This is a genomic window from Janthinobacterium sp. (genome assembly GCF_031995485.1).
In the GTDB taxonomy this organism is placed as follows: domain Bacteria; phylum Pseudomonadota; class Gammaproteobacteria; order Burkholderiales; family Burkholderiaceae_D; genus Janthinobacterium.
This window is the reverse complement of sequence record NZ_DAMAGB010000080.1, coordinates 1-11,484: the sequence shown is the minus strand read 5'-3', so window position 1 is coordinate 11,484 and position 11,484 is coordinate 1. Positions and strand designations below refer to the sequence as shown.

Below are 11,484 nucleotides of genomic sequence, written 5' to 3'. Positions count from 1 at the left end.
TATGGAAAGGTCTGATCAGTTAGACCTCAGGCACTCAGGAACATTCCCCCATTTATCGCTGACAGAGCTTTTTTTATTCCAGGCAGCGCCCCACCGTCGCCCCCGGCAGCAGCACCGGCAGCCAGACTTCCTGCAGCTTTTCCGGCGGCGTGCCGGCCAGCAGGGCTTGCAGCATCTCGACCATCTTGGCGCCGGCGCGGCGCAGGTCGGGCTGGGCTATGGTGGTGACGTTGATGCCGATCATGGTGTCTTCCACATTGCCCCAGACAATCACCGAGATGTCCTTGCCGATCACAATGCCCGCGTCGAGCAGCGCGCGCACCACGCCCACGCCCGACAGGTGGTTGTCGACAATGACGGCGGTGGGGCGCGGTGTACAGGCCAGCCATTGCTGCATCGCCTGGTAGCCGCTGCGGCGGTCGATGGAATCGTCGAGCAGATAGCGCGCATCGGCCTGCAGGCCGGCGTTGGCCATGCAACGAATAAAACTCGCCTTGCGCTCGAATGCGAAATGCAGGTCCAGCGGTGCGCTGAGAAAGGCGATGCGCTGGTGGCCGTGCGCCAGCAAGAACGATACGGCCAGGTCGATGCCGCTGTCGTTGTCGTAGTCGAAATACGCATACGGCGCGGCGATGCGCGTGCGGCCATTGGCGACAAACGGGAAACCGGCTTGCGTCAGGTAGGCGATGCGTTCGTCATGCACCTTGGTGCGGCCTACCACCAGCCCATCGACCTGGCGCCCGCGCACCATGTTGTCATACGAAGGCAGCTCGTTCTGCGGCGAAACAGGGGCGATGATCAGGCTCATCTTTGCAGCCTCGACCGCTTCGGACATGCCATTGACCACCGACAAAAATACGCTGTCGCCCAGGTCGCTGGGCAGCAGTGGATAGATCATGCCCAGCACATTGGTGCGGCCGACGGCCAGGCTGCGCGCCAGCGGATTGGGCCGGTAGCCCACCTTCTTGGCGGCGGCCAGGACGATTTCACGGGTGCGGGAATTGACTTCGGGATAGCCGTTCAAGGCCCTGCTGACTGTCGTTTTCGACATGCCGAGGGCGATGGCGAGGCTCTTGAGATTCATGTTTTACTACCTGTGTGCAGGGCCGAAAGTAGGCAATTCTGAATCGCCCATTATAGCCGAGCAAGCCTTGCAGCTTGCTTACACGCGCATCGCGGAAACAGATGAAATTGGCATAAAAACAACGACATATAAATGCACAAAAAACATGTTTAATTTATATGTCATAATCGACCCCTTGCGTAGCGATGATTACTATCGTCATGCCAGTAGGCGCCAATATTGATAGCATGCACTCACTATACGGCACGATACGGAAAAACCCGGATGCAAACTCCCTCCGTTAGTTCGCGCACGTTTCGCTTATCAAGAAAGCACAGTTTACTGGCAGTGTGCGAAAATTTATCCTACTCTTGATTCAGATTAAGCTTTTCCGACTGATCGCGCTGTGTCCAACTCCAAGGTGAATATCGTGGCCTCTCTCACTTCCATCAATTCCCTGCAAGCCTCGCTGGCCACGGCCCAGCGGCGTGTCGAACAGGGACAGAACCAGGTGCAGCGCGACAGCGAACAACTGGCGGACAGCCGCCGCCAGTTGGTCAAGGAAAAAGAGCAGCTGAGCGATACCCAGCGCAGCACCCGGCAGGCACAGGCCAGCAGCGGGGAAGCGATCAAGGTACCGCAGCTGGACCAGGCGATCAGGGTCGCGGTGCCGGCGCAGCTGAGCCTTAATTCCGCCAGCCAGGCTGCGCCTCAGCCTCAGCTGAACAGCTTCGGACAGTCGATTGGCCGCCTGATCAATGTCACGGCCTGAAGTGACGGTTTGATCAGTCGGCCATTTCCTGTTCCAGCACCGCCAGCCACCATTTCCCGCCGCGCTGCGGCTGCTTCAGATCGACCGCTTCGCCCATCTGCGGCGTGGCCAGGTTCACGCCCCGTTTCGCGGCCAGCGCCGTGATGCGATCAAACGGTTCATGCCACGCATGCAGGCCCAGGTCGAAGGTGCCGTTATGCACCGGCATCAGCCACTTGCCCTGCAAATCCAGATGCGCCTGCAGCGTCTGCTCGGGCTGCATGTGCACGTCCGGCCACAGCTTGTCGTAGGCGCCCGTCTCGATCATCGTCATGTCGAACGGGCCGTACTTCTCGCCGATCTGTTTGAAACCATCGAAGTAGCCGGAGTCGCCGCTGAAGAACACGCGCAGCTCGGGCGCCTCGATCACCCACGACGCCCACAGGGTCTGGTTGCCGTCAAACAAACCCCTGCCCGAGAAATGCTGTGACGGCGTGGCCACCAGCCGCACGCCGTCGATGGTCACGCCTTGCCACCAGTCGAACTGCTGCACCCTGGCTGTCGGCACGCCCCATTTGACCAGGGTGTCGCCCACGCCCAGCGGCGTGACGAAATGCTCGGTCTTGGCGGCCAGCGCCAGCACGGCCGCATGGTCGAGGTGGTCGTAATGATCGTGCGACAGGATCACCGCCTTGATCGGCGGCAGCTCGTCGATGGTGATCGGCGGCTGGTGAAAGCGTTTCGGACCGGCCCATTGCACCGGCGAGGCGCGCTCGGAAAACACCGGGTCGGTCAAAAAGAAATGGCCATTGAGTTTCAGCAGCAAGGTGGAATGGCCGAGGCGAAACAGCGTGTTGTCGGGCGCGGCCAGCAGCTGGGCCCGGGTCAGGGCCAGCACCGGCACCGCCCTGGTCGGCACCGTGCCGGCCGGTTTGCCGACGGCAAAGGCCCACATCAGCTTCATGGTATCGAGTCCACCCAATTTTTGCATGGCGACCGGATTGCGGAACTTGCCGTCCACGCGCTGCAGGACAGTTGATGTTGCAGGCTCGGCAGGCGCCGCGCGCAGGGTGCAGGAACTGATGCTCATCAAGACTCCAAGAAAGATTAGGTGATGCAAGAACATATGCGGCCCGCCGATTAAAACACAAGTAAAATTTACACTACACAGTGTAGTTCTGATTTCAAACAAAGTAAACCAGGAGGTGTAAAATATTGTTTTCAAAGGAGATTTGCTGCCATGGCCTCACCGCAACGCTTGACCGACCGCAAGCGCGTCGCCATCGTCGATGCCGCCATCGCGGAGTTTCGCGAGCACGGTTTCGATGCGACCAGCATGGACAAGATTGCCGCCACGGCCGCCGTGTCCAAGCGCACCGTGTACAACCACTTTCCCAGCAAGGACGAGCTGTTTTCGGAAATCCTGCAACGCATGTGGGAAAGCAGCGCCGCGCAGCCGGCCGTACCCTACCGGGCCGACCAGCCGCTGCGCCCGCAGGTCCTGGCGCTGGTCGAACAGAAAATGGAGCTGCTGTGCGACCCCGGCTTCATCGACCTGGCGCGCGTGATTTTTGGCGAAACCATCCATTCGCCGACGCGCGCGCAGGCGATGGTCAAGCGCCTCAATGAAAAGGAAACCGGCCTCAATATCTGGATCCGGGCCGCGCAGCAGGACGGCCGCATCAAGCCGGGCGAGACGCTGGAAGTGGCGAACCTGCTGATGTCGCCGCTGAAAACCTTTGCCTTCTGGCCGCAGATCACGCTGGGCGAACCGCTGCTGGCGCCAGCGCGCCAGCGTGAAGTGGGCGCGCTCGCGGTCGACATGTTCCTGTGCTACTACGCAATCAACAAACCGGAATAAAAAACAGGAGCCGTCATGACCATTACCCCGGAACAATTGGCCTTGCTGATGCAGGAAGTGGAAGTGGCCGACCCGATCGACTTTGCCGACCTGCCCTTCAACGAGCCGGAGCTGCGCGGCCTGATCGCCAATCACCTGTGCGAGATGGCCGATGCGATGGAAAGCTTCACGCCGGAAGACCGCAACCTGGCGCTGCTGGCCGTGGCCGCCAAGCTGGTGCTGGAAAACCTGGTGCTGCACGTGCAGCTGCTGCGCCGCCACGGCCTGCCGGTGGGCGACAGCGTGGAAGCGCTGCTGCAGCGGCTGCAGAACAAGTCCTAGAGCACCGGCGCCGACGGAAAATCGACCACTGTGTCATTGACGCGGTTGAACAGATTGGTGAAGGTGATCGCACTGATGGCCAGCAGGGTGTCAACGATCTGGGCGTCGCTGTAGCCGGCCTGCTTCACCAGTGCCAGCGTTTCCGGCGCCGCAGTGCCGCGCGAGGTGACCAGGGTGCGCGCAAACGCGGCCAGCGCGTCGAGGCGGGCATCGCCGCTGGGTGTGCCACGGCGCAGGGCGATGCTGGCGTCGGCATCGATGCCGTATTTGCTGGCCATCAAAGTATGGGCTGCCAGGCAATAATCGCAGCCCGATGCTTCGCTGACGGCCAGGCGGATGGTTTCCAGTTCGCGCCCGGCCAGGCTGCTCTTGCGCAACGCGGCGTCGAGTCCCAGCGCCGCTTCGAGCGCGACCGCGCTGTTGCTGCCGATACCGATGAACGCGTTGGGTACCTTGCCCATCGCGCCTTCGATAGCGTGGAACAATTGCGCGGCCTTGCCGCTCGCTGCACTGACTTCCTGTTGAAAAAGACGGGCCATGATAGATCCTTTCAGTATGGTTTGTTGCACTGCGTTGTGCAGGCATGAACACAGTCTACGCAGTCGATCCCTTCTTTTTAATGCTTGAAATGCGTTAAAATTTGCTTGTTCGTCTCAACACCTCACCATGGATAGTCTCAGCCGTCTGCTTGCCCTGTACCCGATGCGCACTGCCCTCGACGTGCGCTGCCACTTCGGCGCGCCGTTCGTGCTGCAGCAGGACGCTGCCGGCGCCGGCATTGCGCCCTATCATCTGATCTTGCACGGCCAGGCCCGCCTGACGGTCTCCGGCCAGCCCGAGCTGGCCTTGCAGGCGGGCGACATTGTGCTGTTTCCGCATGGCGGCGCCCACACCCTGCATCTGCACGATGCCACGCTGGCGAGCGCGCCCGTGCATGAAGTGGCCTCGGCCGGTCCCTTGCGCACGGTGGTCAATGATGGCGGGGGGGCGGTGACCGATATCCTGTGCGGCCAGTTCAGGTGGGAGCCGCAGGTATCGCAGGCGCTGCTGGCGACGCTGCCGCCCTGCCTGCTGGTGCGCACGCAGGGCGCGGCCCATCTGGCGGGCTTGCAGTCATTATTGACGTTGCTGCAGCAGGAAGCAGAACAGGCGCAGCCCGGTGCGGCGACGGTGCTGGCGCAGTTGTCGTCGGCCCTGTTTGCCATGCTGATGCGCGCCTGGCTGGCGCAGAAAGACCAGCCGCCCGGCCTGTTTGCCGCACTGGCGGAACGGCGTTTGCAGGCGGCGCTGCAGGCCATGCTGGCGCGGCCGGGAGAAAACTGGAATGTGGGCCGGCTGGCCGAGGTGTGCCATATGTCGCGCGCCAATTTCGCCCGCGTGTTCCGGCAGGTGGCAGGCACCACGCCGGCCGCGCTGCTGCAGCAACTGCGCATGGCGCAGGCGGCGCAATGGCTGCGCCAGGACAGCCGCCCGGTGGCCGCGATCGGCGAGCAGGCGGGCTACCAGTCCGAAGCGGCGTTCAACCGCGTCTTCAAGCGTGCTTTCGGCGTCGGGCCGGGACAATACCGGCGCACGGCGCTGGCACCCTCCGGCGCTACGGCCGGCGCACCGCCCGCGCCTGCAGCGTGACGTCGCTCTCCGCCACCGCCACGCAGGGCAGGATATAGCCGTCCAGGCGTTCGTCGGGACTGACGCCAGGCCACTCCACCGTATAGCGTACCTTGCCTTGCGGCATATGGCACAGGCAGGTGCGGCAAGTGCCGTTGCGGCAGGAACTGAGCAGGCGGATGCCGGCCAGTTCGGCCGCGGCCAGCAAGGTGGTGCCAGGGCCGGCGGCAAATTGCCAGCCCTGCGGGAGGATGGTAATGGTAGACATGCCTCAGTGTAGCAAACGGCTCACTTCTCCAGCGTGGTCCACTGCGCCCCGCCCGCATGGCTGCGCAGCACGGCTTCGGCAAACGCCAGGCCCGCCACGCCGTCAAGCACCGTCGGCAGCGCGCGCGCCGCCGCAGGAACCGCCTCGCCCGACTGCAGCGCGCGGATGGTCAGCGCCGCATCCAGGTACAGCTGGGCAAATGCTTCCAGATAGCCTTCCGGATGGCCGGCCGGCACGCGCGTGGCGTGCGCGGCGGCGGTGCTGTCGACGCGGCCCGGACGCAGCCGCTGGCGGTTGCCGCCCTGCGGCGTGAACCACAGTTCGTTCGGCTGCTCCTGGTCGAAGTCGAGCTGGGCCTTGCTGCCGAACAGGCGCAGGCGCACCGTGTTTTCGCAGCCGGTCGCCACCTGGCTGGCCCAGAGTGTTCCCTTGGCACCATTCGCATAGCGCAGCATCACCTGCACATGGTCGTCCAGCGTGCGGTTCGGCACGAACGTCGACAACTCGGCCAGCAATTGCTGCGGCGTCTGGCCGCTGACAAATTGCGCCAGATGATACGCGTGCACGCCCACGTCGAGCAGGGTGCCGCCCGGGCCGGCCTTCGACGGATCGTTATGCCAGTTGCCCTCGGCCATGCCGCCGGCGGCAATCGCCTCGGCCAGCCAGTCCTGCGAATATTCCACCTGCACCAGCCGCAGCTCGCCGATCTCGCCCGCCTCGACCATCGCGCGCGCATGGCGCAGCAGCGGGTAGCCGCTGTAGGTATGGGTCAGCGCGAACAGCAGATTCTTTTCTTGCGCCAGTGCCGCCAGCTGCCTGCCTTCTTGCAGCGAAATGGCCAGCGGCTTGTCGCAGATCACATGGATGCCCGCTTCCAGGAACGCGGTGGCGACCGGCGCATGCAGGTAGTTGGGCGTGACGATGGCGACTGCCTCGATGCCGTCGGCGCGCGCGGCCTCGGCCTGCGCCATGGCGCGGTAGTCGCTGTAGCTGCGCTCGGGCGCGATATGCAGCGCCTGCCCGCTTGCCAGCGCGCGCGCCGGATCGGACGACAGGGCGCCGGCCACCAGTTGGTACTGGTCGTCGATGCGCGCCGCAATCCGGTGCACGGCGCCGATGAATGCGCCCTGCCCGCCACCGACCATGCCCAGCCGTAATCGTCGCTGCATCTCAGTCTCCCTGTGTCAAACCGAGCAAATGATTGAGTTGCCCCTGATTGACCGCGCTGCCGGCAAAGTCGTCGAACGCATGTTCGGCCACGCGGATGATATGGTCGCGGATAAAGCGCGCGCCCTCGGCCGCGCCGTCCTCCGGGTGCTTCAGGCAGCACTCCCATTCCAGCACCGCCCAGCCCGGAAAATCGTATTGCGCCAGCTTGGAAAAGATGGCTTTGAAATCGATCTGGCCATCGCCAAGCGAGCGGAAGCGTCCGGCCCGGTCCTGCCAGTCGCTGTAGCCGCCATACACGCCCTGGCGCCCGTTCGGACGGAACTCGGCGTCCTTGACATGGAAGGCCTTGATGCGTTCGTGATAGAGGTCGATAAAGGCCAGGTAGTCGAGCTGCTGCAGCACGAAGTGGCTGGGGTCGTACAGGATAGACGCGCGCGGATGCTGGTTGACCGCATCGAGAAAACGCTCGAATGTCACGCCATCGTGCAAATCCTCGCCCGGATGCAGCTCGTAACACAGGTCCACGCCGGCCGCATCGAACGCGTCGAGGATCGGCAGCCAGCGTTTCGCCAGCTCGGCAAACGCGGTTTCCACCAGGCCGGCGGGACGCTGCGGCCACGGGTACAGATACGGCCAGGCCAGCGCGCCGGAAAACGTCACATGCGCGGTCAAACCGAGCCGCTGCGAGGCGGTCGCGGCCCACAGCAGCTGCTGCGTGGCCCAGGCCGTGCGCGCGGCCGGATCGCCCTTGACGTGTTCCGGCGCGAAGCCGTCGAACAAGGCGTCGTACGCCGGATGCACGGCGATCAGCTGGCCCTGCAGATGGGTGGACAGCTCCGTCACCTGCAAGCCGTACCTGGCCAGCAAATCGACCACATCGTTGCAATACTGCTGGCTGGCGGCCGCCTGCTCCAGGTCGAACAACCGTGGCGCGGTCGGCAGCTGCAAGCCCTTGTAGCCCAGGCCGGCCGCCCACTGCGCCAGGTGTTCGAGCGTATCGAACGGCGGCTCGTCGCCGAGAAACTGGGCCAGGAAAATGGCCGGGCCCTGGATGGTTTTCATGGGAATCCTGTGAAAAATCGCAAATTAGAAGGTCGGTCCCTTCGGGATCGGAATGCGTCCCACTGGGACGCATTCCCCCTGAGGGTCCGACCCCGGCCTTTGCTTTGGGGTGAGGTTAAAAAGGCGACTTTGGAAAGTAAAACTGCTGCGCATTCTCACGCGTGATCAGCACCGATGGAATGATGGTGTTGGCCGGCAGTTTTTCGCCTTTCAGGCGCGCTTCCGTGGTCAGCTTGATGGCGTCGTACATGAACTTCGGCGAATACGACACGTTGGCGACGATCTGCGGATCGGAGCCGTCCATGATCTTCTTCACGGCGCCTTTTGCGCCGGCGCCGCCGAACACCTGCTTGATGTCGGTGCGCTTGGCCTGCGTGATGGCTTTCTGCACGCCGATCGCCATGTCGTCGTCGGCCGCCCACACGGCGTCGATCTGCTTGAAGCGGGTCAGGTAATCCTGCATCACCTTGAACGCATCGTCGCGGTTCCAGTTGCCATATTTGGCGTCCAGGATCTTGATGCCGGGCTGGCCTTTCATCACCGCGTTGAAAGCGTCGAAACGCTCGTTGTCGAGCGTGGTCGGCATGCCGCGCAGCACCACGATATTGCCTTTGCCGTTCAGGCTTTTGGCCAGGTATTCGGCCGGCAGCTTGCCGAACGCCGTATTGTCGCCGGCGATATACGCATCCTGCGACTCGGTATTGGTCAGGCCGCGGTCGACCACGGTCACGTAGACGCCCTTGTTTTTTACCTGCGCCACCGGCTGCGTCAGCGAGGCCGATTCGATCGGGAAGATCACCAGGGTGTTGATCTTATTGACGGTCAACATGTCCTGCAACTGGTTCGCCTGCTCGGGCGCGGTGGCGGCCGTCTTGACGATGATTTTCACGCCCGGATGGGCTTTTTCCAGCTCCGCCTTGGCCTGGTTGGCCCACCAGACGATGCCGGAGGTAAAGCTGTGGGTGGCGGTCGGAATCGCCACCCCCACCACGAGTTTGTCGGCCGCCTGCGCCGCCATCGGCACGGCCCATGCCTGCATTACCAATACTGCCATCCCTGCTACACGAATAAAGCTGTTCATGCTGCTCTCCTCCAAGGTTATGGACGGCCGCCGGCCGCCCTTTCAGAACGCCGCTTTGTTTTTATTTGCGGCCTCGCTGCAGGAAGGCGACGGCGATAATCACCACGCCTTGTACTGCGGCATTCAGGTAGACACTGATAATGCTGGTCAAATTCAGGATATTGCTGATCACCGACAGCAGGATGGCGCCGATCACGGTGCCGACGATGCGTCCCTCGCCGCCCTTCAGCGCGGTACCGCCCACCACGACGGCGGCGATCGCTTCGAGTTCCCACAGCAGGCCGGTGGTCGGCGTGGCCGAACCGAGGCGCGGCACATACAGCACGGTGGCGATGCCGACGCACACGCCCAGCAGCATGTAGGTGGCGATCTTGACGCGGTCGACATTGATGGCCGCATAGCGCGCCACCTGCTCGTTCGAGCCGATCGCCTGCACATGGCGGCCAAAGGTGGTGCGGTTCAGGATGATGGCGCCGGCGGCGGCAACGATCAGGAAGATCCAGATCGGTATCGGCGCACCGAGCACGCTGGTGTAATACACGGGGCTGTACAGGTCGGACAGGGTCGAGTCGAGCGTCAATGCGCCGCCATCGGCCAGATAGGTCAGCACGGCGCGGAAGATGCCCAGCGTGCCCAGCGTGACAATAAACGGTTCGATATTGCCTTTGCTGATCAGCAAGCCATGCATCAGGCCAAAGCCGGCGCCCAGCACCAGCGCCATGCCGATACCGAGCACCAGCATGGTCAGCGGCGCCAGGTCGCCGCCCATGCCCATCGCCAGCTGGTTCATGAAATAGATCATGCAGCCGGCGATCAGCGCCGCCATCGAGCCGACCGACAGGTCGATGCCGCCCGAGATAATCACGAAGGTCATGCCGACCGCGATAATGCCGATAAAGGCCGTACGCGTGAGCACGTTCATCAGGTTGTCGATGGTGGCAAAGTCGCCGTTGAGCAAGGTGCCCGCGATGCACAGCGCGATCAGGCCCAAAACGGGGCCGAAGCCCTTGATGCGTGCGCCCAGTTGGGTCAATGAACTGGTGGTATCAGTGCGTGCCGGTTGCATGAGCAATCAACTCCTCTTCGGTCAGGTGCTCGGCGCCGAGCGTGGTTTGTAAAGTGCCGGCGCGCATCACCGCGACGCGGTGGCACAGGCCGATCAGTTCGATCAGTTCGGACGAGATCACGATCACGGCGCGCCCTTCGGCGGCCAGGCGGTGGATCAGAAAGTAAATGTCGCGCTTGGCGCCCACGTCCACGCCGCGGCTCGGCTCGTCGAGCACGATCACGCGCGGATCGGAATGCAGGTATTTGGCCAGCGCCAGCTTTTGCTGGTTGCCGCCCGACAGCATGCGCGCGCGGCTGTCCAGGTCGCCGGTGCGGATATTGAAATCCTCGACCGCTTTCGCCAGCGCCGCTTTTTCCGCCTTTAAATCGAGCCAGGGCCGCGCATAGCGCTCCATCGTCATCATGGTCAGGTTTTCGCGCAGGCCCAGGTTGACATGCAGGCCCTTGCCCTTGCGGTCTTCACTCAGATAGGTCATGCCATTGATCATCGCGTCGCGCGGCGTGCGGATATTGACGACCTTGCCTTCCAGCGTGATGGTGCCGGCGCTGCGCGGGCGCAAACCCAGCAGCGCCTCGAACGACTCGGTACGGCCCGCGCCCACCAGGCCCGCAAAGCCCAGCACCTCGCCGGCGCGCACTTCGAACGACAGCTCTTTTGCCCATCCCGGCACGCTCAGGCCCTCGACTTTCAGGAGCACCGGCGCGCCTGGTGCCAGCGGCACCTTGGCCGGGAACATGTCGGACAATTCGCGCCCCACCATCAAATTTGCCATCTGCTGGCGCGTCAGGCTGGCCGTCAGCTCGCGCGTGACGAAGCGCCCGTCGCGCATCACGATCACCTCGTCCGTATTGCGCTCGACTTCATCGAGTTTATGCGAGATATACAGGATGGTCACGCCGTCGCTTTTCAGCTGTGCCATCACGGCAAACAGGCGCTGGGTTTCCGACGAGGTCAGGGTGGCGGTCGGCTCGTCCATGATCAGGAAGCGGGCGCGGCGAGACAGTGCCTTGGCGATCTCCACCAGCTGTTTTTCGGCCACGATCAGGTCGCGGATTTTCGTGTCGGGCGACACGTCCAGGCCCACCTGTTTCAGGTAGCGCGCCGCTTCCGCGTTCATCGCCGTTTCATCGAGCAGCCAGCCTTTTGTCTTCTCGTGGCCGAGGAACATGTTCTGCGCCACCGTCAGGTGCTCGGCCAGGTTGAATTCCTGGTGGATCAGCACGATGCCGG

Annotated in this window: 13 protein-coding genes; 4 read left to right on the top strand and 9 right to left on the bottom strand. The window is 63.2% G+C overall.

The genetic code is table 11. The features are described from left to right. Nucleotides 1–73 precede the first annotated feature (73 nt). Nucleotides 74–1,084, bottom strand: a complete 1,011-nt coding sequence (locus tag RTQ46_RS26720; RefSeq protein WP_312440643.1) for a substrate-binding domain-containing protein — start codon at nt 1,082–1,084, stop codon at nt 74–76. A 409-nt stretch (nt 1,085–1,493) separates the two neighbouring features. On the opposite strand from RTQ46_RS26720, the gene RTQ46_RS26715 reads away from it, so the two are divergent. Then, nucleotides 1,494–1,835, top strand: a complete 342-nt coding sequence (locus RTQ46_RS26715; RefSeq protein ID WP_312440642.1) for a hypothetical protein — start codon at nt 1,494–1,496, stop codon at nt 1,833–1,835. 13 nt (nt 1,836–1,848) lie between these two features. On the opposite strand, the gene RTQ46_RS26710 is transcribed toward RTQ46_RS26715, so the two are convergent. Further along, nucleotides 1,849–2,904 carry an MBL fold metallo-hydrolase gene (locus tag RTQ46_RS26710; RefSeq protein ID WP_312440641.1) on the bottom strand — a complete coding sequence of 352 codons (1,056 nt, stop codon included), beginning with the start codon at nt 2,902–2,904 and terminating at the stop codon, nt 1,849–1,851. Between the two features lie 150 nt (nt 2,905–3,054). Between RTQ46_RS26710 and RTQ46_RS26705 the strand changes: the two genes are divergently transcribed. Both RTQ46_RS26705 and RTQ46_RS26700 read left to right on the top strand, forming a co-directional pair. Beyond that, a complete protein-coding gene (locus tag RTQ46_RS26705) occupies nt 3,055–3,675 on the top strand; it encodes a TetR/AcrR family transcriptional regulator (protein ID WP_312440640.1) in 621 nt (206 codons plus the stop codon). A gap of 15 nt (nt 3,676–3,690) precedes the next feature. Then, nucleotides 3,691–3,996, top strand: coding sequence for a hypothetical protein (locus RTQ46_RS26700; protein ID WP_312440639.1), 306 nt, complete (start codon nt 3,691–3,693; stop codon nt 3,994–3,996). Here RTQ46_RS26700 and RTQ46_RS26695 read toward each other — a convergent pair. After that, nucleotides 3,993–4,535, bottom strand: coding sequence for a carboxymuconolactone decarboxylase family protein (locus RTQ46_RS26695; protein WP_312440638.1), 543 nt, complete (start codon nt 4,533–4,535; stop codon nt 3,993–3,995). The two genes, RTQ46_RS26700 and RTQ46_RS26695, sit on opposite strands and share 4 nt — an antisense overlap. A gap of 127 nt (nt 4,536–4,662) precedes the next feature. Here RTQ46_RS26695 and RTQ46_RS26690 point away from each other — a divergent pair, with 127 nt between their 5' ends. Beyond that, on the top strand, nt 4,663–5,625 hold the full coding sequence (locus RTQ46_RS26690) for an AraC family transcriptional regulator (protein ID WP_312440637.1): 963 nt from the start codon (nt 4,663–4,665) through the stop codon (nt 5,623–5,625). On the opposite strand, the gene RTQ46_RS26685 is transcribed toward RTQ46_RS26690, so the two are convergent. The 6 genes from RTQ46_RS26685 to RTQ46_RS26660 all read right to left on the bottom strand — a co-directional run. Then, nucleotides 5,591–5,872, bottom strand: coding sequence for a 2Fe-2S iron-sulfur cluster-binding protein (locus RTQ46_RS26685; RefSeq protein ID WP_312440636.1), 282 nt, complete (start codon nt 5,870–5,872; stop codon nt 5,591–5,593). The two genes, RTQ46_RS26690 and RTQ46_RS26685, sit on opposite strands and share 35 nt — an antisense overlap. Before the next feature lie 20 nt (nt 5,873–5,892). Then, nucleotides 5,893–7,041: a Gfo/Idh/MocA family oxidoreductase gene (locus RTQ46_RS26680; RefSeq protein ID WP_312440635.1), complete on the bottom strand. Its 1,149-nt coding sequence runs from the start codon at nt 7,039–7,041 to the stop codon at nt 5,893–5,895. 1 nt (nt 7,042) lies between these two features. Then, nucleotides 7,043–8,104 (bottom strand): sugar phosphate isomerase/epimerase, encoded by a 1,062-nt coding sequence (locus RTQ46_RS26675; RefSeq protein WP_312440634.1) that lies wholly within the window; start codon nt 8,102–8,104, stop codon nt 7,043–7,045. Between the two features lie 115 nt (nt 8,105–8,219). Beyond that, entirely contained in the window at nt 8,220–9,158 is a 939-nt protein-coding gene (locus tag RTQ46_RS26670) for a substrate-binding domain-containing protein (protein ID WP_312440644.1), read from the bottom strand. A gap of 88 nt (nt 9,159–9,246) precedes the next feature. Continuing rightward, complete coding sequence (locus RTQ46_RS26665) at nt 9,247–10,251, bottom strand: ABC transporter permease (RefSeq protein ID WP_312440633.1); 1,005 nt, start codon at nt 10,249–10,251, stop codon at nt 9,247–9,249. After that, a partial coding sequence (locus RTQ46_RS26660) for a sugar ABC transporter ATP-binding protein (protein ID WP_312440632.1) occupies nt 10,232–11,484 on the bottom strand: 1,253 nt, incomplete at its 5' end. The genes RTQ46_RS26665 and RTQ46_RS26660, both read right to left, overlap by 20 nt.

Coding starts and splice junctions, on each gene's coding strand:
- RTQ46_RS26720 (WP_312440643.1), bottom strand. CDS start 1,084: ATGAATCTCAAGAGCCTCGCCATCGCCCTCGGCATGTCGAAAACGACA.
- RTQ46_RS26710 (WP_312440641.1), bottom strand. CDS start 2,904: ATGAGCATCAGTTCCTGCACCCTGCGCGCGGCGCCTGCCGAGCCTGCA.
- RTQ46_RS26705 (WP_312440640.1), top strand. CDS start 3,055: ATGGCCTCACCGCAACGCTTGACCGACCGCAAGCGCGTCGCCATCGTC.
- RTQ46_RS26700 (WP_312440639.1), top strand. CDS start 3,691: ATGACCATTACCCCGGAACAATTGGCCTTGCTGATGCAGGAAGTGGAA.
- RTQ46_RS26695 (WP_312440638.1), bottom strand. CDS start 4,535: ATGGCCCGTCTTTTTCAACAGGAAGTCAGTGCAGCGAGCGGCAAGGCC.
- RTQ46_RS26690 (WP_312440637.1), top strand. CDS start 4,663: ATGGATAGTCTCAGCCGTCTGCTTGCCCTGTACCCGATGCGCACTGCC.
- RTQ46_RS26685 (WP_312440636.1), bottom strand. CDS start 5,872: ATGTCTACCATTACCATCCTCCCGCAGGGCTGGCAATTTGCCGCCGGC.
- RTQ46_RS26680 (WP_312440635.1), bottom strand. CDS start 7,041: ATGCAGCGACGATTACGGCTGGGCATGGTCGGTGGCGGGCAGGGCGCA.
- RTQ46_RS26675 (WP_312440634.1), bottom strand. CDS start 8,104: ATGAAAACCATCCAGGGCCCGGCCATTTTCCTGGCCCAGTTTCTCGGC.
- RTQ46_RS26670 (WP_312440644.1), bottom strand. CDS start 9,158: ATGGCAGTATTGGTAATGCAGGCATGGGCCGTGCCGATGGCGGCGCAG.
- RTQ46_RS26665 (WP_312440633.1), bottom strand. CDS start 10,251: ATGCAACCGGCACGCACTGATACCACCAGTTCATTGACCCAACTGGGC.